23 protein-coding genes are annotated in these 21,210 nt (G+C 71.3%); 9 read left to right on the top strand and 14 right to left on the bottom strand.

The window, feature by feature from the left end:
* Positions 1 to 343: 343 nt before the first annotated feature.
* The 6 genes from ACFY3J_RS20335 to ACFY3J_RS20310 form a co-directional block, all read right to left on the bottom strand.
* Positions 344 to 499 (bottom strand): DUF6131 family protein, encoded by a 156-nt coding sequence (locus ACFY3J_RS20335; RefSeq protein WP_199836530.1) that lies wholly within the window; start codon positions 497 to 499, stop codon positions 344 to 346.
* A gap of 88 nt (positions 500 to 587) precedes the next feature.
* A complete protein-coding gene (locus ACFY3J_RS20330; protein WP_384180891.1) occupies positions 588 to 1,196 on the bottom strand; it encodes an alkaline shock response membrane anchor protein AmaP in 609 nt (202 codons plus the stop codon).
* Between the two features lie 28 nt (positions 1,197 to 1,224).
* Positions 1,225 to 1,932, bottom strand: coding sequence for a DUF6286 domain-containing protein (locus ACFY3J_RS20325; RefSeq protein ID WP_384180889.1), 708 nt, complete (start codon positions 1,930 to 1,932; stop codon positions 1,225 to 1,227).
* Between the two features lie 52 nt (positions 1,933 to 1,984).
* Positions 1,985 to 2,287, bottom strand: a complete 303-nt coding sequence (locus ACFY3J_RS20320; RefSeq protein ID WP_390841404.1) for an Asp23/Gls24 family envelope stress response protein — start codon at positions 2,285 to 2,287, stop codon at positions 1,985 to 1,987.
* A 107-nt stretch (positions 2,288 to 2,394) separates the two neighbouring features.
* Complete coding sequence (locus ACFY3J_RS20315) at positions 2,395 to 2,562, bottom strand: hypothetical protein (RefSeq protein ID WP_384092961.1); 168 nt, start codon at positions 2,560 to 2,562, stop codon at positions 2,395 to 2,397.
* Positions 2,563 to 2,645: 83 nt separating this feature from the next.
* Positions 2,646 to 3,128, bottom strand: a complete 483-nt coding sequence (locus ACFY3J_RS20310; RefSeq protein ID WP_390841408.1) for an Asp23/Gls24 family envelope stress response protein — start codon at positions 3,126 to 3,128, stop codon at positions 2,646 to 2,648.
* Between the two features lie 155 nt (positions 3,129 to 3,283).
* Here ACFY3J_RS20310 and ACFY3J_RS20305 point away from each other — a divergent pair, with 155 nt between their 5' ends.
* From ACFY3J_RS20305 to ACFY3J_RS20295, 3 genes are read left to right on the top strand one after another with little or no spacing between them, the layout of a single operon-like run.
* Positions 3,284 to 3,859, top strand: coding sequence for an RNA polymerase sigma factor (locus ACFY3J_RS20305; protein ID WP_390841403.1), 576 nt, complete (start codon positions 3,284 to 3,286; stop codon positions 3,857 to 3,859).
* A complete protein-coding gene (locus tag ACFY3J_RS20300; protein WP_384180883.1) occupies positions 3,850 to 4,527 on the top strand; it encodes a hypothetical protein in 678 nt (225 codons plus the stop codon). Before ACFY3J_RS20305 ends, ACFY3J_RS20300 begins: the two co-directional genes overlap by 10 nt.
* Entirely contained in the window at positions 4,527 to 4,907 is a 381-nt protein-coding gene (locus tag ACFY3J_RS20295; protein ID WP_384180881.1) for a hypothetical protein, read from the top strand. The genes ACFY3J_RS20300 and ACFY3J_RS20295 overlap by 1 nt, the downstream gene beginning before the upstream one ends.
* 180 nt (positions 4,908 to 5,087) lie before the next feature.
* Here the strand turns inward: ACFY3J_RS20295 and ACFY3J_RS20290 are convergent, their stop codons facing one another.
* Positions 5,088 to 5,957, bottom strand: a complete 870-nt coding sequence (locus ACFY3J_RS20290) for a UbiA family prenyltransferase (RefSeq protein ID WP_384180879.1) — start codon at positions 5,955 to 5,957, stop codon at positions 5,088 to 5,090.
* 149 nt (positions 5,958 to 6,106) lie between these two features.
* Here ACFY3J_RS20290 and ACFY3J_RS20285 point away from each other — a divergent pair, with 149 nt between their 5' ends.
* The 4 genes from ACFY3J_RS20285 (at position 6,107) to ACFY3J_RS20270 (ending at position 9,638) form a co-directional block, all read left to right on the top strand.
* Positions 6,107 to 7,165, top strand: coding sequence for a type III polyketide synthase (locus ACFY3J_RS20285; RefSeq protein WP_390841402.1), 1,059 nt, complete (start codon positions 6,107 to 6,109; stop codon positions 7,163 to 7,165).
* A gap of 27 nt (positions 7,166 to 7,192) precedes the next feature.
* Complete coding sequence (locus ACFY3J_RS20280; RefSeq protein ID WP_384180875.1) at positions 7,193 to 7,723, top strand: isoprenylcysteine carboxyl methyltransferase family protein; 531 nt, start codon at positions 7,193 to 7,195, stop codon at positions 7,721 to 7,723.
* The gene (locus ACFY3J_RS20275) at positions 7,720 to 8,733 is read left to right on the top strand and encodes an NAD(P)/FAD-dependent oxidoreductase (protein WP_390841401.1); all 1,014 of its coding nucleotides are present in this window, start codon (positions 7,720 to 7,722) and stop codon (positions 8,731 to 8,733) included. Before ACFY3J_RS20280 ends, ACFY3J_RS20275 begins: the two co-directional genes overlap by 4 nt.
* Before the next feature lie 524 nt (positions 8,734 to 9,257).
* Positions 9,258 to 9,638 carry a hypothetical protein gene (locus ACFY3J_RS20270; RefSeq protein WP_390841399.1) on the top strand — a complete coding sequence of 127 codons (381 nt, stop codon included), beginning with the start codon at positions 9,258 to 9,260 and terminating at the stop codon, positions 9,636 to 9,638.
* Between the two features lie 187 nt (positions 9,639 to 9,825).
* Here the strand turns inward: ACFY3J_RS20270 and ACFY3J_RS20265 are convergent, their stop codons facing one another.
* Together ACFY3J_RS20265 and ACFY3J_RS20260 are read right to left on the bottom strand one after the other, a co-directional pair.
* A complete protein-coding gene (locus ACFY3J_RS20265; RefSeq protein ID WP_390841398.1) occupies positions 9,826 to 10,695 on the bottom strand; it encodes an acyl-CoA thioesterase in 870 nt (289 codons plus the stop codon).
* 36 nt (positions 10,696 to 10,731) lie between these two features.
* Positions 10,732 to 13,245 (bottom strand): DEAD/DEAH box helicase, encoded by a 2,514-nt coding sequence (locus tag ACFY3J_RS20260; RefSeq protein ID WP_384180867.1) that lies wholly within the window; start codon positions 13,243 to 13,245, stop codon positions 10,732 to 10,734.
* A gap of 145 nt (positions 13,246 to 13,390) precedes the next feature.
* On the opposite strand from ACFY3J_RS20260, the gene ACFY3J_RS20255 reads away from it, so the two are divergent.
* A complete protein-coding gene (locus ACFY3J_RS20255) occupies positions 13,391 to 14,185 on the top strand; it encodes a metal-dependent hydrolase (protein WP_384180865.1) in 795 nt (264 codons plus the stop codon).
* 124 nt (positions 14,186 to 14,309) lie between these two features.
* On the opposite strand, the gene ACFY3J_RS20250 is transcribed toward ACFY3J_RS20255, so the two are convergent.
* The 4 genes from ACFY3J_RS20250 to ACFY3J_RS20235 all read right to left on the bottom strand — a co-directional run bounded on the left by ACFY3J_RS20250 (position 14,310) and on the right by ACFY3J_RS20235 (position 19,530).
* On the bottom strand, positions 14,310 to 14,582 hold the full coding sequence (locus ACFY3J_RS20250; RefSeq protein WP_361419147.1) for a type B 50S ribosomal protein L31: 273 nt from the start codon (positions 14,580 to 14,582) through the stop codon (positions 14,310 to 14,312).
* Positions 14,583 to 14,633: 51 nt separating this feature from the next.
* Entirely contained in the window at positions 14,634 to 15,104 is a 471-nt protein-coding gene (locus ACFY3J_RS20245) for a DUF5709 domain-containing protein (protein ID WP_384180863.1), read from the bottom strand.
* 734 nt (positions 15,105 to 15,838) lie between these two features.
* The gene (locus ACFY3J_RS20240) at positions 15,839 to 17,620 is read right to left on the bottom strand and encodes an ABC transporter ATP-binding protein (RefSeq protein ID WP_390841397.1); all 1,782 of its coding nucleotides are present in this window, start codon (positions 17,618 to 17,620) and stop codon (positions 15,839 to 15,841) included.
* On the bottom strand, positions 17,617 to 19,530 hold the full coding sequence (locus ACFY3J_RS20235; protein ID WP_390841396.1) for an ABC transporter ATP-binding protein: 1,914 nt from the start codon (positions 19,528 to 19,530) through the stop codon (positions 17,617 to 17,619). Before ACFY3J_RS20235 ends, ACFY3J_RS20240 begins: the two co-directional genes overlap by 4 nt.
* Before the next feature lie 291 nt (positions 19,531 to 19,821).
* On the opposite strand from ACFY3J_RS20235, the gene ACFY3J_RS20230 reads away from it, so the two are divergent.
* Positions 19,822 to 20,577: a L,D-transpeptidase family protein gene (locus ACFY3J_RS20230; protein ID WP_384180856.1), complete on the top strand. Its 756-nt coding sequence runs from the start codon at positions 19,822 to 19,824 to the stop codon at positions 20,575 to 20,577.
* Between the two features lie 121 nt (positions 20,578 to 20,698).
* On the opposite strand, the gene ACFY3J_RS20225 is transcribed toward ACFY3J_RS20230, so the two are convergent.
* On the bottom strand, positions 20,699 to 21,154 hold the full coding sequence (locus ACFY3J_RS20225; RefSeq protein WP_384180854.1) for a MarR family winged helix-turn-helix transcriptional regulator: 456 nt from the start codon (positions 21,152 to 21,154) through the stop codon (positions 20,699 to 20,701).
* Between the last annotated feature and the right edge of the window lie 56 nt (positions 21,155 to 21,210).

The raw sequence follows: 21,210 nt of genomic DNA, 5'->3' as shown, positions 1-21,210 counted from the left end.
ACGCGCTGGAACAGCTCCCACAACTCGTCCGGCACCAGCCGCTCAACGATCACTGTCACAGCCAACAGCCTAGCGAGCCAAATGAGATGACCTCTTAGTTTCGCGATGCGGCGTCGATGCTGTGGTCGGGACGCTCGATCTGCCCGCCGGTACAGAGCAGCAGGGTCGAGCGGAGGGATTCCGCGCCGGTGCTCGGTGCGGTGGAACGTCCGAAGCCCTGGTGCTGGAGGATGTCGCGTTCCGTGAGGGGGTGGCGCGCGCGTCGGAGGTGCGGGGGAGCAGTGGTGGGGTGTCCGGCGTTGGACCAGGACAGGTTCCAGCCCGGACCGCCGTGGACGGGGGTTCACCAGTAGTGGCGTCGTCCTGCGACGGCGTGCCCCATCGCGCCGAGGACCCACAGGATGGCTCCGACGACCGCCAGGATGATCCCGATGGTCCACAGGATGGATATCCCGGTGACGAAGCCGACGACGAGCAGAATGATGCCCAGGATGATCACGATTTCTCCCTTGGAGAGTAGTGCCGGTTCCCCTGTGAACTGCGAAAGGACCACAAGGGCGTGGACACGGGAATGGTCCGTCTCCTCCTTACTCCGCGCGGTGTGGTTTGTGGCGGGTGACCTGTAGGCGGACCTCGGTGGGCATGTCAGGGAAGCCAGTGGACCGGTGGGCGGTTCGGAGCGGGCCTTCGCAGAGGGCATGGAGGGCGGCGCCGGGTGCCCTGTGAGGGGTGAGGGTGAGCCTGACGCGGGTGCGGGGATCGGCAGGCCGGCCAGTGATGCGTACGGCCGCATGCTCAACCCCCGGCAGGGCACCGGCTTCGGCGGCGATCGCGTCGCTGAGCGCTCGGTCGCGCAGTTCGACGCCTTCCTGAGGGGGTGTGCCGCCGACGGACAGCGCTCCGGGGTGGCGTCGGCGCAGTTGGGCGAGCAGCCACCACAGGGCGAGCAGGGCGACGAGGGCGAGGGCGGCGATGACGGCGGGCCACCACCACCAGCCCTGGCTGCTCCAGCGAGCCCGGTCGGCGGAACCGAGCAGGACGTCGTCCGGGGTGGTCAGGGGCCAGCCGACGGGCGGGATCAGATTGTGTCGCCGGTAGACGTCGAACCCGGCGAAGAGGATCAGCAGGCCGCCGCCGAGCAGGACCAGTCCGGCGAGGGCCAGGAGGCTGCGGTTGAGTACGGGTCGCGGCGACATGGTGTGGCTCCGGGTCTGGGTTCTCCGGTCAGTTGGTGCGTTGCCGCACCCGTACGACGATGCGGGGAGGGCGGGCGAGGGCGTGCCGGTCGCGCTCCTCGTCGAGGACGGCGGTGAGGTCGTCCTTCACCTGTTGAGGGTCGCGGAAGCGGACGTCCGCGCGGGCTTTGACGCGGTGGCGGCGTACACGGATGCGAGCCTTGCTGACCCCGGCTACTCGCATGGCGGCGTCGCGCAGCAGAGCGGCGGTGCCATCGCGGTCCAGGAAGGCGCGCAGCCCGGGCGCGGGGGAGCGTAGGGGCAGCCAGTGGCGTAGGCCGGGGGTGAGGGCCAGGACGATCAGCCAGACGCCGACGGCGGCGGCCACGGCGGCTCCCGTGAGCATCCACACGTCGTCCACGGGGCGGGTGGCCAGTGCGTCGGTCAGGTGCCGTCGCCAGGCTGCCGCGGGGCGTCCCGCCCGTACGGCGACGACGTCGACCAGCGCCGCGACCGCCGCCACGAGGATCACCGAGGCGACCAGCGCGGCCGGAATGCGGCGCGCGGACCACGGACGATGGGTCCGGTGCCCTCTGTCGCGTTCGCCGGCCGCCGGGTTCGGCGGGGGCGTGTGGTGTTCGGGTGGACCGGGCTCTGCGGGCTCCCTCGGCTCCTCGGGCTCCTTCGTCAGCGGCACCGCTGCACGGCGCGGGGGTGGCGCGGAGTCGCGGGCGGGAGGGTCCGGGTCGGGTGTCATTCCGGTCCTCCTTCCTGCGTGGTGGGCCCGGCGGTGCGGGCCGGGTGGCTGCTCACAGGACCCGCCCCCGGTTCGCGCCGGAGATGGCCACCAGCCGTCGGACGGTGAGGGTGACCTCTCCCACCCGCAAGCCGGTCAGCTGAGCCACCCGTTCGGCGACGTCCTGCTGGATCCGCTCGCAGACATGGGGGATGTCGGTGGGGTAGGGCAGCTCCATGGTCAGGTGCAGGCGCGCCGATCCGCTCCGGACTGCGGCGGAGGCGCTGGGTGCCGCCGGTCCGCTCGGGCTGGGCGGGAGAGCGGCGCGCCGGGACTGGGCCGTGCGCGCGGCCTGGGTGGCGATACGGGCGACCACCCTGTCCGGGATGACGGTGGCACCCCGCTCTGCCGGAGGCGGCAGGCCGGCGGCCCGCGCCGATGGGCCGGATCCTTCGCCGGGAGGTGGGGAGCCGGGCCGGGTCCTCACTGCCGCCTCCGTGCACGGAGGTCGAGGTCGCCCTGCACGACGAGACCGACGATCAGCCCCGCCGCCCCCAGGACCAGAACCAGCAGAAATGCCCAGAAGCCACCGAAGTAACCGGCGAAGCCCAGGGCCATCCCGGCCGCGAGGCCCGTGGTCGCTGTGTTCATGATGCACTCACCCGTCTCGCGAGCGTCATCCGCGTGATCAGCCGCTTACGCCGGGACGCGGCGGTGGCGGTGGTCACGGCGGATCACCTCACGCGGCCCTCGTCCGGTTCGGACTCTTCCTCCTCGTCGGGAAGGTGGACGTCGTCGACGGCGATGTTCACCTCGACGACCTCCAGGCCCGTCATCCGCTCCACCGCGCTGATCACGTTGGTGCGCACGTCGCCGGCGACGTCGACGATGGAGACGCCGTACTCGACGACGACGTCCAGGTCCACGGCGGCCTGCCTCTCGCCGACCTCGACCTTCACCCCTTGTGTGACGCTGCCGCCTCCGCCGGGGACGCGCTCCCGCATGGCGCCGAAGGCACGGGCCATGCCCGCCCCGAGGTTGTGGATGCCCGGTACCTCGCGGGCGGCCATGCCCGCGATCTTGGCAACCACGCCGTCCGCGATGGTGGTCTTCCCCCGTGTCTCGGCCGGAGCTCCGGCTCCGGTACGGCCCTTCAGAGCGCTCACGCCCGCGTCGGGTCGGCGGTCCGCCCCGACGCTGGTGATGTTGTCCGTCATGGCGGTCGCCTCGATCGGTCGGTCGGACACCGGCGTGGTGCCCGTCGAAAGGTTGGACATGCGGGGCGGCGGACTTCTCACAGGCGTTCGATGTGATGTGCATCACATGTAAGCGGGTGGGTACTCGATCGTCCTGAACCATGAGCAGGAGCGGCATGATCGAACGGACCGGTTCTTCACCTCTGGGAGGCGACCTGCCGGATGGGCTGCTGGCTGTGTGGGCTGCCGAGGGGGACGAGGACGCCTTCGCTGTTCTCGTCCGGCGGCACAGCCGTCCTCTGCTCGGCCTGGCCTGCTGCATGCTCGGTAACGCCCAGGACGCCGAGGAGGCCGTTCAGGACGCCTTCGTCAGCGCCTGGCGGCGACTGCCGGAATACCGCCACGATGCGGAGTTCCCCACCTGGATGTACCGCATCACCGTCAACCGTTGCCTGAACTCGCGACGCCGCCGACCGCCACCCCTTCCACTGGACGCCGTCGCCGAACCCGCGACGGGCGACGAGTGGAGTTCGCCCGCCCGAGCCGCAGAGGAGGACGCAGAGACGGCCGCCCTGACGTGCGCGCTCGGCGAGCTGGACGCCGGACAGCGTGTCTGCTGGATCCTGCGGGAGCTGCAGGGCCTGCCCTACAAGGAGATCGCTGTCGTGACACAGACCAGTGAGCAGACGGTGCGCGGCAGACTGTTCAGGGCACGCCGGTCCCTGAAGGAGGCGATGGCCCCATGGCGCTAGACGACCCGCACGCGCAGCCTTCCGAACCGCCCGGAGACGACGGGCCTCCCGACCACCCGGCCATCGATGACGCGGCTCCGCTCGCAGGTGACGAGGTACTGACCTGCGGCCGCCTGCTCAGCCAGGTCTGGGAACAGGCACAGGACGCGACGTCGACTGCGGATCCGCACACCATGTCATGTCCCCAGTGCCGCGAGGCCGTCGATGGGCTGGCCAGGCTGAACGCGGCCACGCGGGCGCTGCGTGCCAAGGACCCTCCCGGCCTCCAGGCACTGGTTGACCGCGTCATGAGCATCGTCAGGGCCGAGGTCCGGTTGGGACGGTTGCTGCCACTGGCCGACACGATGCTGGATCTGCTGATCGCCGAGAGCGCCGCGGCGAAAGTGCTGCGGCATGCTGCGGATACGGTCCCCGGGGCGAGGGCCGTATCCTGCCGGCTCGTGCCCGCAGGTGGCACCGGCGTGCAGGTGACCATGACCCTGGCCGCCGCCCTCGACCGTCCGCTGCCCGACAGGGTTGATCAAGTACGCGGGTCGATCATCGATGCCGCCGTACAAGCCCTGGGGATGGACGTGACGGCCGTCGACATCATCGTGGTCGACGTACTGGAGCCGCCCTTGCTCCTCGGCCCTGCGGGCTCCGGCCAGACCACAGGCGGTGGCGTCTGATGGCTGCCACCGGAACGCCGCCTCCCCTCAGCGTCGCGGCCGCAGCGGCCCTCGCGGTTCCCGGCGTGGCCGGCCTGCAACCCCGCCTCGCCCACCGCCTCGCGGCAGCGGCCTCGCCCACATGGCCGGAGACAACAGCTCAAGATGCCCCCGAGGCAGGTGTCCGCATCGACCGGGTGCCCGACGGCTCGGGATGGCACATCGAGGTGCGCTGCGTCCTGACCGAAGGCCACCGAGTGGTGGACACCGCCCGGGATGTCCACGACCAGGTACGGGCCGCTGTCCTCTCCTACCTCGCCGCGCAAGACGCCCCGGTAGCGGTCACCGTGACGGTCACGGTCACGGTCACCCGCATCGCCGCTCGGGACCTCACAGTCTGAGCGCCGCACGCGACGGCCGGCGACGAGGCCGGACCGCTGCGTCCAGATCTAAAACGACGGGCGTTATCGACAGGTGGGTCTCCTACGGGCCGCAGCCGGGAAGTTGCCTGGCTGCAGGCCACAACTCCCGCTCGCGCTCGCGGGTTTCGTGCGGTGTGAGCCGGTCGGCGGGCCGAACGATCAGGCGATCCCGATGCCGCGCACCAGCAGCAACGCCACGTCCACCACCGCCACGGCGACCGCTGCCGCGAACGCCGCTCGCTCCCAGCGGTGTCCCAGCACCGTCCCCGCCACCGCGACCAGGCCGGCCACCGCGAGTGCCACCACTCCCCATCTGCCAGGTGGTCCGGCGGGCCCCAGCGCCAGAACCGCGGACGCGGTCGCCAGCGGTACCGGCAGCAGCAGCCGCGCGCCGTCCGGGCCCAGCCGGTGCGGAAATCCCCGTACGCCCGTCGCCAGATCCCCGCGGATATCCGGCAGCACGTCGCCCAGATGGGCACCGACCCCCAGTAGCGCCCCGGCGGTGACAACCCACCAGGCCGGCCAGTGCTGCCCTGGGAGCCCCAGCGCCACGAACGCCGGGAGCGCGGCGAAACCCACCGCATACGGCGCCCAGGACCATGCTGTCGCCTTGAGCCGCAGGTTGTACGCCCACGCCGCAGCTACTCCAGCCAGGTGAACGACGCCCGCCCACACGCCACATGCGAACGACAACGGCACGCACACCGCCAGCGCGGCATACGCGGCCACCCACATCTCGGTCACACCCACCGCGCCGTCGACGACGGGTTTGCCACGGCGGCCGGCGGCGATGTCCCGGCGCGCGTCGAACGCGTCGTTGCACCAGCCGACGGACAACTGCCCGCTCAGAACGGCGGCGGTGGTCAGGACACAACGCACGGCGCCCTGGCCGGCGGTCACGGCCAGCGCGGCCATCAACGCGGTGACCGCCACTACAGGCCCGGGGTGACACGACCCGGCCAGGCCACCCACCCGGCCGGCCCACATCGCGGCCGCACCGCCGACCGTCGACTGCTCAGGAGTGCCCACCCGGCCGATCGTAGGCGTCCCGGCCCCGACCTGGCTGGCGCACACGCCCCGGGACGAACGGCCGGACGGGCGATCCATGGTGTCGAGGCCAGGGTTCGGGGAACACGTGCAGAGCAACTCACCCCAGTCGATAGCCGGACGGGAACCCTATGACGCGGATCGCCGCCGTTCACGGTGCCCTCGCACCGCACCGCCGCACCCAGTCCGAGATCACCGACATGGTGGCCCGCACCTGCCTGCCCGAGGGCGCCGACCGCCGGGTCCTGGACCGGCTGCACCGCAGCGCGAAGGTCCGCTCGCGCCACATGACACTGCCGCTGGAACGGTACGAGGAACTGGACGGATTCGGCGCCGCCAACGACGTCTTCATCGCCGCCGCCACCGGTCTGGGCGCCAAGGCAGTGAGAGCCGTACTGCAGATGGCTGGTCTGTCCGCAGCCGACGTCGACCTGCTGATCTTCACCTCCGTCACCGGCATCGCCGTTCCCTCGATCGACGCACGGCTGGCCGGCCGCCTCGGACTGCGGCCGGACGTCACAAGACTGCCCCTCTTCGGCCTCGGCTGCGCCGGTGGCGCTGCCGGCCTGGCTCGTTTGCACGACTACCTGCTGGGCCGGCCCGACCACGTGGCAGTCCTGCTGTCGGTCGAACTGTGCTCACTCACCTTCCAGCGCAACGACGCCTCCGTGGCCAACCTGGTCGCCACCGGGCTGTTCGGCGACGGCGCCGCCGCAGTCGTCGCCTACGGCGCGGACCGCCCGGACGAGACCGTCGGCCCGACGATCGTGGACACCCGCAGCCACCTGTATCCGGACACGGGGCGCGTCATGGGCTGGGACATCAAGAGCTCCGGCTTCCAGGTCGTCCTCGACCCGAAGGTCCCCGACGTCGTACGCCGCTACCTCGCCGCTGGCGTCGAGGGATTCCTCAGCGACCACGGCCTGAAGCCGAAGGACGTAACTGCCTGGGTGTGCCACCCCGGCGGGCCCAAGGTCCTTCAGGCCGTCACCGAGGCCCTCGACCTGCCCGACGACGCACTTGATGTGACCTGGCGTCACCTGGCCGACGTAGGCAACCTGTCCTCGTCGTCGGTACTCCACGTGCTGCGCGACACCCTGACCGAGCGCCGCCCGCCGCCGGGCACCCCGGGTGTGCTGCTGGCGATGGGGCCCGGCTTCGCTTGCGAACTCGTCCTGCTGCGCTGGTAGTTCGGAACGACGAAGGACACAGGACACATGATCTGGTACGGACTGCTGGTGGCCGCCGTCGCCGCCGAGCGCGTCGCCGAACTCGTCGTCGCCCGCCGCAACGAACGGTGGAGCACCGCCCGCGGCGCGACGCTGACCGGGCAGGGCCACTACCCGGCGATGGTCGCCCTTCACACCGGCCTTCTGGTCGCCTGTCCGGCCGAGGCCTGGCTGGCCGAGCGGCCCTTCGTACCCGCCCTGGCCTGGCCGATGCTGGCCGTGCTGGCGGGCGCCCAGGCGCTGCGGTGGTGGTGCATCCACACCCTGGGACCCCGTTGGAACACCCGGGTGATCGTCGTACCCGGCCTGCCGCTGGTGACGAGCGGCCCCTACCGGTGGCGGTGGCTGCGGCATCCGAACTACGTGGCCGTCGTCGCCGAGGGCGTGGCCCTGCCCCTGGTACACACCGCCTGGGTTACCGCGGCCGTGTTCACTGTGCTCAACGCCGCCCTGCTCACCGTGCGCATCCGCTGCGAGAACCGGGCGCTCGCCGCCGCGACCACGCCGGCGTCGGCATGATCGACGTACTGGTGGCCGGCGGCGGACCCGCCGGACTGGCCGCGGCCATCCACGCAGCGCTCGCCGGCCTGGAGGCCGTCGTCGTCGAACCCCGGACCGCGCCCGTGGACAAGGCCTGCGGAGAAGGAGTCATGCCCGGCGGTGTCGCCGCGCTGCGAACACTGGGCGTCGAGGCCACCGGCCGCGAACTGCGCGGCATCCGCTACGTGGAGGGCACCACCCGCGCCGAAGCGTCCTTCCGCGGCCGGAGTGGGCGGGGAATCCGCCGTACAACGCTGCACTCCGCACTGCACCAGCGCGCTCTCAGCCTCGGCGTGCGCATGCTGCCGGGCAAGGTCGGCGAGGTACACCAGAGCGCGGACACGGTCACCGCCGCCGGAACCACGGCCCGTTGGCTGATCGCCGCCGACGGCCTGCACTCCCCGGTGCGCCGCAGCCTGGGGCTGGAACTGCCGGGCCGCCCCCATGGCCGCTACGGACTTCGCCGGCACTACCGCGCGGAGCCGTGGACGGACTTCGTGGAGGTCCACTGGGCCCGGCACGGCGAGGCCTATGTGACGCCGGTCGACGACGACCTGGTGGGCGTCGCGGTCCTCAGCCGCAACCGTCGCGGCTACGACGAGCACCTGGCCGGCTTCCCGACCCTCACCGCGTCGCTGCGCGGCTCGGTCGCGACGGAGGTACGCGGAGCCGGACCACTGCGGCAGCGGGTGCGGCGCAGAACCGCCGGCCGTGTCCTGCTCGTCGGCGACGCCGCAGGCTACCTGGATGCCCTCACCGGCGAGGGCATCGCCCTCGCACTGGCCACGGCCGGGGCCGCCGTCCGATGCCTGGCCGCCGGGCGACCGGACGAGTATGAGCGTGCCTGGGTGCGGCTGACTCGGCGCCACCGGCTGCTCACCGGGGCCCTGCTGGCCGCGAGCGGCCGTCCCGGCACCGCCCGCCTCATCGTGCCGGCAGCGTCCCGGATGCCTTCGGTGTTCTCAGCCGCGGTCCACGCACTGCAGTAGTGGCCTGGCCTTATTCACCCCGAAAGAGAACGAAGCCAACCGTACGCGCTTTCCGCGCCAGCGGAGATTGGTCCGGTGGCGAGGTGGGCGCCGAGTCTCCTGAGCTGGTTCTCTCCACGCTGGTGTCCACACCGGAGGGTCGAGTAACCCCTCGGGGCCGCTTTCTCGTGGGGCCGTTTCCTCGGCGCCCATCCGCCATCGCCAGACGCGCTCTCAGCGGTCACCTACAGCCACAAACCCAAGCGATCGCCACAGCGGACTCCTCGACCCGCAGCAGACGGCAGTGGGCCACTCAGCAGGACCGGCAGCTGCTGGGGCATCTCGGTGACCGCGCAGCCGAGTTCACCCACCTGATCCGGGATCGGGATCCGAAGCCGAAGAAGGGGCCGGGCCTCCTGACGCTGCACCAGGCCAGCACACGCGCTGGATCCGCATGGACGGATGACGGGCGAAAGCACGAGCAGCGAGGGCTCAAGCACCGGGCTCGTGGCGACGTACGTCTGGTACCGGTGTCCCCTGAACTGGTGCAGATACTGCGGACGTACGTCGACGAGTTCGGGACCGCGGAGGACGGTCGGCTCTTCCGCAGCCCGAGCGGAGGCCGGCTGGACTCCACGCGATACCTCGATGTCTGGCACAAGGCGCGGCGCATTGCCTTCTCGCCACATCTCGTGGACTCCCTCCTTGCGAGGAGGCCGTACGACCTGCGTCATGCCGCGGTCTCCCCGTGGCTGAACTCTGGCGTCCCCGCCGCTGAGGTGGCCGAGATGGCAGGCCACAGCGTGGCGATCCTGATGGACACGTACTACAAGTGCATCCACGGCCAGCGGGAGCAGATGGTGCAGCGCATCTTCGATGCCCTCAGTGAGGATCGGGAGGGCGGGGCGTCAAGCGAAGTGGACTAGACCATGCGTCTTCGCTGGCACACCATTGGCACAATCGCTGTGGGGTGCAACGAAACGCGATGAGGCGGGGTGGGGTGCGCCTCGGACCACGGCCCCGCTTCGTTCTCGGCGAGAACGTCGTAACGACCGGCCCGCGGAGCGTCGCACGACGCGACGCGGGCTCGCCGACGATCGGTGAAACCGCAGGTCAGCCCAGGTTGCGGAACAGCCCCTCCTGGACGACGGACACGATGAGTTGTCCCTCGATGTTGTAGATGCGCCCGCGGGCCAGACCACGGCCGCCCGTCGCGATCGGAGACTCCTGGTCGTACAGGAACCACTCGTCCGCACGGAACGGCCGGTGGAACCACATGGCGTGGTCCAGCGACGCCATGTCGAAGCCCCGCGGCCCCCACAGCGGCTCGACCGGGATGCGCACCGCGTCGAGCAAGGTCATGTCACTGGCGTAGGTCAGCGCGCAGGTGTGCACGAGCGGGTCGTCACCGAGCGGCCCCACCGCGCGCATCCACACGGCGCTGCGCGGTTCGGCCTCCTTGACGTCCTCGGCGCTCCAGCGCAGCCGGTCCACGTACCGGATGTCGAACGGCTGGCGCCGTGCCATGCGCTCCAACTGCTCCGGCAGTGCCCCCAGATGCTCCCGGATCTCGTCCGCGACCGTCGGCAGTGACTCCGGCTCCGGGATCTCGCGGGCCGGCGGCAGCTGGTGCTCGAAGCTCCCTTGTTCAGGCTTGTGGAAGGAGGCGGTCAGATTGAAGATCGTCCGGCCCTGCTGCACCGCGGTGACCCGGCGGGTGGTGAAGGACCGCCCGTCCCGTACCCGCTCCACCTGGTACACGATCGGCACCCCCGGCCGGCCCGGGCGCAGGAAGTACGCGTGCAGTGAATGGACCGGGCGCTCGCCGTCCGTGGTGCGTCCGGCGGCGACCAGCGCCTGGCCGGCCACCTGGCCGCCGAAGACCCTCTGGAGGGACTCCTGCGGACTGCGGCCGCGGAAGATGTTGACTTCTACCTGCTCCAGGTCGAGCAGGTCGACGAGCCTTTCGGCCGGGTTCGTCATGGGTGGGAGACTCCTGGGTTCAGAACGGGGCGAGGCTCACAGCTGACCGACGTCGGTCACACGGACGACCGCGCGGCCCTCGGCGTCGGACGCGGCGAGATCGACTTCGGCGCTGATGCCCCAGTCGTGGTCGTCGGCGGGGTCGTCGAAGATCTGCCGCACGCGCCACAGCCCGTTCTGCGGCTCTTCCTTGATCACCAGCAGCTTGGGACCACGGGCGTCGGGACCGGTACCGAGGTCGTCGTACTCGTCCCAGTACTTGTCCATCGCCTCGCCCCAGGCCTCGGCGTCCCACCCGGAATCGGCGTCCATCTCGCCCAGCTCCCCGACCTGGTCGAGGGCGGCGAGTTCGACGCGGCGGAACATGGCGTTGCGGACCAGCACGCGGAACGCGCGCGCGTTGGAGGTGACCGGCTTGACCTGGTCGGCCTTCTCCTGGGCCTCCTCGGCGGTCATCTCCTCCGGATTGGCCAGCTGCTCCCACTCGTCCAGCAGACTGGAGTCGACCTGGCGCACCATCTCGCCGAGCCAGGCGATCAGGTCCTGGAGGTCCTCGGACTTCAGGTCGTCCGGGACGGTGTGCTCCAGGGCCTTGTACGCGCTGGCCAGGTAGCGCAGCACAATGCCCTCGGTGCGGGCCAGCTCGTAGAAGGACACCAACTCCGTGAAGGACATGGCCCGTTCGTACATGTCGCGGATCACGGACTTCGGCGACAGCGGGTGATCGCCCACCCAGGGGTGGCTCTTGCGGTAGGTGTTGTACGCGTGGAAGAGCAGCTCTTCCAGCGGCTTGGGGTACGTGACCTCCTGGAGGCGCTCCATGCGCTCCTCGTACTCGACACCGTCCGCCTTCATCGCGGCCACGGCCTCGCCACGCGCCTTGTTCTGCTGGGCGGCGAGGATCTGCCGCGGGTCGTCCAGCGTGGACTCCACGACGGACACCATGTCCAGTGCGTAGGACGGCGACTCGGGGTCCAGCAGCTCGAACGCGGCCAGCGCGAAGGTGGACAGCGGCTGGTTGAGCGCGAAGTCCTGCTGGAGATCGACCGTGAGCCGGACGATACGACCCTCGGCGTCCGGCCGGTCGAGCTTCTCCACGATGCCGCCGTCCAGCAGCGAGCGGTAGATGGCGATCGCCCGCCGGATGTGCCTCAGCTGCTGCTTGCGCGGCTCGTGGTTGTCCTCCAGCAGGCGCCGCATCGCCTCGAAGGCGTTGCCGGGCCGTGCGATCACCGACAGCAGCATCGTGTGCGTCACGCGGAAACGGGAGGTCAGTGGCTCCGGCTCGGAGTCGATGAGCTTGTCGAAGGTGTTGTCCGTCCAGCCGACGAAGCCCTCGGGTGCTTTCTTGCGGACGACCTTGCGGCGCTTCTTCGGGTCGTCGCCCGCTTTGGCGAGGGCCTTCTCGTTCTCGATGACGTGCTCGGGGGCCTGCGCGGCGACGAAGCCCTCGGTGTCGAAGCCCGCGCGGCCGGCCCGGCCGGCGATCTGGTGGAACTCACGGGCGCGCAGGGTGCGTACGCGGCTGCCGTCGTACTTGGTCAACGCGGTGAACAGCACCGTACGGATCGGTACGTTGACGCCCACGCCGAGCGTGTCCGTACCGCAGATCACCTTCAGCAGACCGGCCTGCGCCAGCTTCTCCACCAGACGCCGGTACTTGGGCAGCATGCCGGCGTGGTGGACGCCGATGCCGTGCCGGACGTAGCGGGAGAGGTTGCGGCCGAACCTGGTGGTGAAGCGGAAGTTGCCGATCAGCTCGGCGATCTGATCCTTCTCCTCCCGCGAACACATGTTGATGCTCATCAGTGCCTGCGCCCGTTCCACGGCCTGGGCCTGGGTGAAGTGGACGATGTAGACCGGCGCCTGGCGAGTCTGCAGCAGGTCGGTGAGCGTCTCGGTGAGCGGTGTGCGCCGGTACTCGTAGGACAGGGGAACCGGGCGGGTCGCCGAACGGACCACCGCGGTGGGGCGCCCGGTGCGACGGGTGAGGTCCTTCTCGAAGAAGGAGACGTCGCCGAGCGTGGCCGACATCAGGACGAACTGTGCCTGCGGAAGTTCCAGCAGGGGGATCTGCCAGGCCCAGCCCCGGTCGGGCTCCGCGTAGAAGTGGAACTCGTCCATGACGACCTGGCCGACGTCGGCGTCCTTGCCGTCCCGCAGCGCGATCGACGCGAGGACCTCCGCCGTGCAGCAGATGACGGGCGCGTCGGCGTTCACGGAGGCGTCGCCGGTGAGCATACCGACGTTCTCGGTGCCGAACAGTTTGCACAGCTCGAAGAACTTCTCCGACACCAGCGCTTTGATCGGCGCCGTGTAGAAGGTGACCTCGTCCCTGGCCAGCGCGGCGAAGTGAGCGCCCGCGGCGATCATGCTCTTGCCGGACCCGGTGGGCGTCGACACGATCACGTTGGCTCCGGAGACCGCCTCGATCAGCGCCTCCTCCTGGTGGGGATAGAGCGTGAGACCACGCTCCTGCGCCCAGGATTCGAAGGCCTCGTACAGGGCGTCGGGGTCGGCGGTCGGCGGGAGCTGATCGATGAGGGTCACGCCCCCATCTTGCCTGGCACTCCGGCCGAGACGGGAATCGGATGCCGGACCGAAGATCACGACCGCTACGCTGTGTCGCCGACAGGACATCGGCACACCGGGTCAACTGGACAGCGGCGCAAGAGGAATGGGGCGGGCAACGGCCATGATGGGACCAGCACACTCACTGTCGGGCGCGGCGGCCTGGCTCGGCGTCGGAGCCGCGGTCGCCGCGGCCGGGCACCCGATGCCCTGGCCGGTGCTGCTGGTCGGTGCGCTGATCTGCGCCGGGGCCGCGCTCGCTCCGGACCTGGACCACAAGGCCGCCACCATCTCGAGAGCCTTCGGACCGGTCTCGCACGCGCTGTGCGAGATCGTCGACAAGCTGTCCTACACCGTCTACAAGGCGACGCGGAAGAAGGGCGACCCGCGCCGTTCCGGTGGGCACCGGACGCTGACGCACACCTGGCTGTGGGCGGTGCTGATAGGGGCGGGCACCTCAGTGCTGGCGATCACCGGCGGCCGCTGGGCGGTGTTGGCCATTCTCTTCGTGCACATGGTGCTGGCCATCGAGGGCCTGCTGTGGCGGGCGGCCCGCGGCTCCAGCAGCGCGGTCCTGGTCTGGCTGCTGGCCGCGACCAGCGCCTGGATCCTGGCGGACATCCTCGACCAGCCCGGCAACGGATCGGACTGGCTGTTCACCGCTCCGGGCCAGGAGTACCTGTGGCTGGGCCTGCCGATCGTGCTGGGCGCGCTGATGCACGACATCGGCGACGCGCTGACCGTCTCCGGGTGCCCCATCCTGTGGCCGATACCGGTGGGCCGCAAGCGCTGGTACCCCATCGGTCCGCCGAAGGCGATGCGGTTCCGGGCGGGCAGCTGGGTCGAGCTCAAGGTGCTGATGCCGGCGTTCATGGTGCTTGGCGGAGTGGGCTGCGCGGTCGCGCTGAACTTCAACTGAGGGACCGGCTCGGGAGCGCTCCCGGTCCACAGCACCCGGGGGTGCAGGCAGGCTTCCGGTCCCGCCCGTCACGCGGGTCCCGCCCGGCCCCGGCCGGGCAGCCCAGTGCACCGCCGGCCGCCGGTCAGGCGGCCCCGTCGCCTCCCGGGCCCTGCCCGCCGCCGTAACGCCGCTCGAAGCGGGCGACGCGACCCTCCGAGTCCACCGTGCGGGCCTTGCCGGTGTAGAACGGGTGGCTCTCCGAGGAGATCTCCACGTCCACGACCGGGTAGGTCGCGCCGTCGTCCCACTCGATGGTCTGCTCACTGGTCGCGGTGGACCGGGTGAGGAAGGCGTAACCGGCGGCGCGGTCCCGAAAGACGACAGGGTGGTAGTCGGGGTGCTTGTCCTGCTGCATGGCTGCTCCTCGTGCGGCGGGGGAGAGGGGGACGGCACGCGGGCGGCCGGGTCAGCCCTGCGGGGTTTCCTCGTCGACGACGTGCATCGCGGCCTCCTCGGCTGAGGCGGCCGCGCCGTCGATGCCCACGTCGGTGGCGACCAGGGCGCTCTCGTCGTCCTCGTGCGCTCCCTCGTCGGGGGCGACGAGACGGCCGGAGCGAGCGGCGCCGACCTCGTTGTCCAGGAGTTCGCCGTCGGTGTCCTCGCAGTCGCCCATGTCGTCGCCGCCCCAGGCGGGCGGTTCGGGCAGCTCCTCGGCGAGGCGCTGGTCCAGGGTTTCGCCCTGCTGGCGCTCCGCGGCGGTCACGCCGGTGTGCTCCACTGCCCACGGCCGCTCCGGAGGCGACCAGCCACGGTCCAGGGGGTCGTCGACACCGTCGTACACCAGAGTGTCCTCCGGGTCGAGCACGCCCGTGTCCTCCCTGATCTCGGAGTCGTCGGGCTGGTAGACGTCGTCTCCCCATCCGTCGGCGCTGTCCACGGGTACCTCCAGGTGGTGGGGACGGGCCCGTTCTCTCCGCGGCCGGTGTGCGGCCGTCGGTGCGCGGGGCGCAGCCGGCACCCGGCACGAACCGTACGGTTCCCGGGCGCTCCCCGAGCCGTTTCCGCTTTCCAGCCTTCCACCGCTGTTCGGCACCGCGCAACGGCACCGGCCGTGACGCCCGGCCGATGCCCGGTCCACCACCGGTCCTGGCCCGGGCCCGTCCCGGCCACCGGGCCCGGTACCGCACCGGTCACCGTGCCAGGGCCGGTCCCGGCGACTGCACCGGTCACGATGTCTGTCGCCGCACCGGTCATCGCGCCTAAGCCGGTCCCGGCGACCTTGCCGGTCCCGGCGACCTTGCCGGTCCCGGCGACCTTGCCGGACCCGCCGACCTTGCCGGTCCCCGAGGCACTGCGGGTCCCCGAGGCACTGCGGGTCCCCGAGGCCTGTCGCCCCCGGCAATCGCGCCCGCCGCCGCGTCGGCCACCGCTTCCGCCGCTGCTCAGGCCGCCGCGCTGGAGCCGGCCCTGCCGGCCCTGCCAGCCCCGCTTGCCCCGCCGGTCCCACCGGTCCCAGCGACCGCGCCCGACACCGCACCCGTCCCCGCGCCGACCACCGCACCTGTCACCCCGGACGACGGAGCCCGCGGCCCGCAGGCCGTACGGCGAGGCGGCTCGCGTTGCGCGGTACGGGCCGGCCGCCGGGCGCGTGGGCGCGGAGGAATCGTGCCGTCACCCGTGCCAGGACCGCCACAGCGCCGCGTAGGCGCCGTTCGCCGTGACGAGTTCGTCGTGGCTGCCCAGCTCGCTGATGCGGCCGTTCTCGACCACCGCGATGACATCGGCGTCGTGGGCCGTGTGGAGCCGGTGGGCGATGGCTACGACCGTGCGGCCGTCCAGGACGCGGGCCAGGGACCGCTCCAGATGCCGGGCCGCACGCGGGTCGAGCAGCGAGGTCGCCTCGTCCAGGACCAGTGTGTGCGGATCGGCCAGGACCAGCCGGGCCAGGGCGATCTGCTGGGCCTGGGCCGGGGTGAGGGCCAGACCGCCGGAGCCGACCTCGGTGTCCAGACCGTCGTCGAGGGCACGAGCCCAGCCGTCCGCGTCGACCGCACCCAGCGCCGCCCACAGCTCCGCGTCGACGGCGTCCGTGCGGGCGAGCCGCAGGTTGTCGCGCAGGGAGCCCACGAAGACGTGGTGCTCCTGGTTGACGAGGGCGACATGGGAGCGGACGCGTTCGGCAGGCATCCGGGACAGTTCGGCGCCGCCGAGCGCGATCCGGCCGTCCCGGGGCGCGTAGATCCCGGCGAGCAGTCGGCCCAGCGTGGACTTTCCGGCGCCGGACGGGCCGACCAGGGCCAGCCGTGTGCCCGGGGCGACCTTCAGGGAGACCTCGCGCAGGACGTCGACGCCCTCCAGGTAACCGAAGTGCACCCGGTCCGCGTCCACGTCCCGTCCGGTGGGGGCCAGGGAGTCGTCCCCGGCGTCCGGCTCGATGTCGCGCACCCCGACGAGCCGGGCCAGCGACACCTGAGCCACCTGCAACTCGTCGTACCAGCGCAGGATCAGCCCCACCGGGTCGACCAGCATCTGCGCGATGAGAGCGCCCGTCGTCAGCTGGCCGACCCCGATCCAGCCCCGCAGGACGAACACGCCACCGACCATGAGCACCGAGGCGAGCACGGTGACGTGGGTGACGTTGACGACAGGGAAGAGCACCGACCGCAGCCAGAGTGTGTAGCGTTCCCACGCGGTCCATTGCGTGATCCGGAGTTCCGACAGCGCGACGCGGCGTTCGCCGAGGCGGTGTGCCTCGACGGTGCGCCCGGCGTCGACGGTCTCGGTGAGCGCGGCGGCCACGGCGGCGTAGCCCGCGGCCTCGGAGCGGTAGGCGGACGGCGCCCGCCGGAAGTACCAGCGGCAGCCGAGTACCAGCAGAGGCACGGCCAGCAGCACGGCCGCGGCGAGCGGCGGCGCGGTCAGGACCAGACCGCCGAGCAGCAGCGCCACCCACACGATCCCGATCGCCAGCTGCGGCACGGCCTCACGCATCGCGTTGGCGAGCCGGTCGATGTCGGTGGTGATACGGGAGAGCAGGTCGCCCGTGCCCGCCCGCTCCAGCACGCCCGGCGGCAGGCCCACCGACCGGACGAGGAAGTCCTCGCGCAGGTCGGCCAGCATCCGTTCGCCGAGCATCGCCCCGCGCAGCCGCACTTCCCGTACGAACACCGCCTGGACGAGCAACGCGAGCACGAACAGCGCGGCGGTGAGGGGCAGATGCAGCTCCCGGGTGCCGTCCGCCACCCGTTCGACCAGGTCGCCCAGCAGCCAGGGACCGGCCATGGAGGCCAACACGGCGACGGTGTTGACGGTGATGAGCAGGACGAAGGCTCGTCGGTGCCGGCGCAGCAGTTCGCTCACATAGGAGCGTACGGTCGCGGCGGAGCCGACGGGCAGGGTGTCGGCCGTGGTCGGGGCCGCCGGGTCGTAGGCAGGGGGCGCCACGCCGATCATGCCGTCTCCTCCATCTCTTCGAGGGCCCCATCCAGGTCCTCTTCCAGGTCCCCTTCAAGGGCTTCTTCCGTGGCGTCCCGCGGAGCGGCCTTGTCGCCGAGCGGCGTGTCGAGCCGCGGGCGGTCCGGTGCGGCCCGCAGCCTGCCGCCGCCGTCGAGCAGATCGTGCGCGGCGCGCTCCTCGTCCGTCTCCCGGGTCACCACCGCGCGGTACCGGGGTTCGGTGTGCACCAGGTCCCGGTGCACACCGACCGCGGCGACCGTTCCCTCGTGGACCAGCACCACCCGGTCGGCTCGGTCCAGGAGGAGCGGTGAGGAGGTGAACACCACCGTGGTGCGTCCGGCCCGCAGGTCGCGCAGGCCCTGCGCGATCCGTGCCTCGGTGTGCGAGTCGACGGCGGAGGTCGGTTCGTCCAGGACGAGCACCTCGGGGTCGGTGATCAGCGACCGGGCCAGAGCCAGACGCTGGCGCTGGCCGCCCGAGAGGGACCGGCCGCGCTCGGTGATCCGGACGTCCATCGGGTCCTCGGCGGACGGCGACGATTGCGCGAGCGCGTCCAGGACGTCGTCGCACTGGGCGGCGGTGAGCGCCTCCCGGGCGGCGACCTTCCCCGAGGCGGGTACGTCGAGCAGCGCGCGCAGCGGTCCGGACAGCAGCACCGGGTCCTTGTCCTGGACCAGGACGGCCGTGCGCGCGGAGTCGAGCGGCAACTCGTCCAGCGGTACGCCCCCGAGCAGAGCCGAGGGGCCCGGCTCGGTGGGGTGGCCGCCGAGCCGTTCCGCCAGCCGGCCCGCGGCGTCCGGGTCGCCGCAGACCACGGCGGTGAGTTGTCCGGCCGGTGCGCGAAGGCCGGTCGCCGGGTCGTGCAGTTCGCCTGACGGCACGACGGGTGCCCGTGTCCCGGCCCCGTCGGTGGCCCGTTCCAGGGACAGCACCCGGGCGGCCCGGGAGGCCGACGGACGGGAAAAGGAGTACGCCATGGCGATCTCGACGAAGTGCCGCAGCGGATAGGTGAGGACCATGACGGAGCTGTAGACGGTGACGAGTTCGCCCACGCTGATCCGGCCCGCGCGGGCCAGGTGCACGCCGTACCAGACGACCCCGATCAGCAGCAGGCCCGGCAGCAGGACCTGGATCGCGGCGATCAGGGACCACATGCGGGCACTGCGGACGGCAGCGTGGCGCACCTCCTGGGAGGCACTCCGGTAGCGGTCGAGGAACAGCTCCTCCCCGCCGATGCCGCGCAGCACCCGCAGTCCGGCGACGGTGTCCGAGGCAAGTTCGGTGGCGCGGCCCGCCTTCTCGCGCTGCACGTCGGCGCGCCGGGTCGCGCGGGGCAGCAGCGGCAGCACCGCGAGAGCCAGCGCCGGCAGCCCCACGGCGACGACCACACCCAGCGCGGGCTGGTAGACGAACAGGGCGACACAGACCAGCACGATGGTGAGGGCCGCCGCGGTGAACCGGGACACGGCCTCCACGAACCAGCCGATTTTCTCGACATCACCGGTGGACACGGCGACCACCTCGCCGGCGGCCACCCGCCGGGTCAGCGCCGACCCCAGCGCGGCGGCCTTGCGGGCGAGCAGTTGCTGGACGCGGGCGGCGGCGGTGATCCAGTTGGTGACCGCGGCGCGGTGCAGGTAGGTGTCGCCGAGCGCGTTGCCGGCACAAGCCACCGTCAGCAGCCCGCCGGCGAAGGCCAGCCGCGCACCCGAACGATCGACGACCGCCTGGATGGCGAGGCCGACGCAGAACGGGAGGGCGGAGACGGAGGCGAAGTGCAGCAGTCCCCACGCCAGTGCCTTCATCTGCCCGCCCAGCTGGTTCCGCCCCAGCCACCACAGGAGTCGGGGACCCGAGCGTGCGTCAGGCACACCCGGATCGGGATACGGAAGGTCTTGAATCTGCATGACGTCCCAGTGGCTCGTGTCAGGGGCGAAGGCTGCCGCCGGGGCGGCGGGCGAGCCGTGACAGCCTGGCGGCGCAAAGTGGTCGAAAGCAAGCGGTTTTCCGTACGGGGGGAACGGGATTGGCCGCTTCGCTTCCGACCCGTCGGATACCGGGGCCCGCCGCGTTCCGGCCCACGTGCCAGGGGCCTCTGACCAGGAGTCGAACCGTGAAATGCCTCGATGAGGAGGAGATGAGGCTATTTGGACCAACCTCGACTAGATCACGTCGTGTCTCCTGGTCAAGATGAGGACATGCAGACTCGCGGTGCAAGGCGTGCGATGGTCGTTGCGGCGACCTGCGGTTTCCTTCTGGCGGCGCTGGCCGCGTGCGGCGGAACGTCCAACGAGGTCCGCCATTACGGCGACATACCCAGGCCGGGCGGGCCGACGGGGACCGCCCGGCCCAGCAGCCCGCCCGTGGTGCAGTCTCGGGTTCCGGGGATCGGGGACCGCATGTGGCAGCAGATCCCCATCGGCACCCGGCAGATCGTGGCGGTCTTCGGCGACCACAAGACCTCCCCCGACTCCACGCTCGTTCTCTACGAGAAGTACGGCACCAAGTGGGAGCCGCAAGGAAGTTGGCCGGCCCACAACGGCAAGCGCGGCTGGGCGGTCGACCACTGGGAGAACGACGAGCGCAGCCCGGTGGGAGTGTTCACCCTCTCCGATGCCGGCGGCGTCCTCGACGACCCCGGCACCCGGCTCCCGTACACCCAGGACGAGAACGCCTTCATCTCCCCCCTCTCCTGGGACGAAGCGCACTGGCACGACTTCGACTACGTCATCGCCATCGACTACAACCGCCTGCGTGGCACCCGTCCGGACGATCCGACCCGTCCGATGGGCCAGAGCAAGGGCGGCGGAATCTGGCTGCACCTGGACCACGGTGACGGCACGCTCGGCTGCGTGAGTGTTCCGGAGACCGCGATGGAGTACCTGCTCCGCAGGCTCGATCCGAAGGACAAGCCCGTCATCGTCATGGGCGACAAGGCCAACCTGCGGCTGTAGCGGCCGCATCAGCCGAGTGGCCGGTGAAAGGGCACCGTGTGCGCAAGCCGCCCCGCGCATTCTTCGCTCCTGACGTCAACGCGCCGTGCTCGGAACGGCGTTGACGTGTCGAAGGTACGGTTCAGCAGCCGCGCCCCTGGGTGGGCACCGTGCCCACCAGCGTATCCAGCAGTCCGCCCAGCGTCTCGCGCTGCTCACCCGTCAGGGGCGCCAGGATCTCCTCCGCGGCGGCTCGCCGGGCGCGGCGCAGTTCCCCCAGGGCCTTGCGCCCGTCGTCGGTGAGTTCGATGCGGATGACCCTGCGGTTGGCCGGATCGGGGGCCCGGCGCACCTTGCCGCTCGCCTCGAGGCCGTCCACGAGTGTGGTCACCGCGCGGGGCACGACCTCCAGGGACTCGGCGAGATCCGCCATGCGGGGCGGCTCGCCGAAGTGTGCCAGGGTGCGCAGCAGCCGGGACTGGGCCGGCGTGATGCCCAGGGCGTGCTGTTCGAGGTGCCGTTTCTGGATGCGGTGCACCCGGCGGGTGAGCCGCAGCAGTTGCTCGGCGAGAAGACCGTCGGCGTCGGGGGTGGTCATGCGGGAACAATACCAGGACCTCGTTCATTGTGAGTGTAGGTAACAGTGAGCTAAGA

It is taken from the genome of Streptomyces sp. NPDC001231, assembly GCF_042896885.1.
Lineage (GTDB): Bacteria > Actinomycetota > Actinomycetes > Streptomycetales > Streptomycetaceae > Streptomyces.
Note: the sequence above shows the minus strand (reverse complement) of the source record. Positions and strands in the feature narration are given on the sequence as shown.

Bases quoted from the DNA above. Each gene is read 5' to 3' on its own strand.
- ACFY3J_RS20330 (WP_384180891.1), bottom strand. From the start codon at position 1,196: ATGTCGCCGCGACCCGTACTCAACCGCAGCCTCCTGGCCCTCGCCGGA.
- ACFY3J_RS20325 (WP_384180889.1), bottom strand. From the start codon at position 1,932: ATGACACCCGACCCGGACCCTCCCGCCCGCGACTCCGCGCCACCCCCG.
- ACFY3J_RS20315 (WP_384092961.1), bottom strand. From the start codon at position 2,562: ATGAACACAGCGACCACGGGCCTCGCGGCCGGGATGGCCCTGGGCTTC.
- ACFY3J_RS20310 (WP_390841408.1), bottom strand. From the start codon at position 3,128: ATGACGGACAACATCACCAGCGTCGGGGCGGACCGCCGACCCGACGCG.
- ACFY3J_RS20305 (WP_390841403.1), top strand. From the start codon at position 3,284: ATGATCGAACGGACCGGTTCTTCACCTCTGGGAGGCGACCTGCCGGAT.
- ACFY3J_RS20300 (WP_384180883.1), top strand. From the start codon at position 3,850: ATGGCGCTAGACGACCCGCACGCGCAGCCTTCCGAACCGCCCGGAGAC.
- ACFY3J_RS20295 (WP_384180881.1), top strand. From the start codon at position 4,527: ATGGCTGCCACCGGAACGCCGCCTCCCCTCAGCGTCGCGGCCGCAGCG.
- ACFY3J_RS20285 (WP_390841402.1), top strand. From the start codon at position 6,107: ATGACGCGGATCGCCGCCGTTCACGGTGCCCTCGCACCGCACCGCCGC.
- ACFY3J_RS20280 (WP_384180875.1), top strand. From the start codon at position 7,193: ATGATCTGGTACGGACTGCTGGTGGCCGCCGTCGCCGCCGAGCGCGTC.
- ACFY3J_RS20275 (WP_390841401.1), top strand. From the start codon at position 7,720: ATGATCGACGTACTGGTGGCCGGCGGCGGACCCGCCGGACTGGCCGCG.
- ACFY3J_RS20265 (WP_390841398.1), bottom strand. From the start codon at position 10,695: ATGACGAACCCGGCCGAAAGGCTCGTCGACCTGCTCGACCTGGAGCAG.
- ACFY3J_RS20255 (WP_384180865.1), top strand. From the start codon at position 13,391: ATGATGGGACCAGCACACTCACTGTCGGGCGCGGCGGCCTGGCTCGGC.
- ACFY3J_RS20250 (WP_361419147.1), bottom strand. From the start codon at position 14,582: ATGCAGCAGGACAAGCACCCCGACTACCACCCTGTCGTCTTTCGGGAC.
- ACFY3J_RS20240 (WP_390841397.1), bottom strand. From the start codon at position 17,620: ATGATCGGCGTGGCGCCCCCTGCCTACGACCCGGCGGCCCCGACCACG.
- ACFY3J_RS20235 (WP_390841396.1), bottom strand. From the start codon at position 19,530: ATGCAGATTCAAGACCTTCCGTATCCCGATCCGGGTGTGCCTGACGCA.
- ACFY3J_RS20230 (WP_384180856.1), top strand. From the start codon at position 19,822: ATGCAGACTCGCGGTGCAAGGCGTGCGATGGTCGTTGCGGCGACCTGC.
- ACFY3J_RS20225 (WP_384180854.1), bottom strand. From the start codon at position 21,154: ATGACCACCCCCGACGCCGACGGTCTTCTCGCCGAGCAACTGCTGCGG.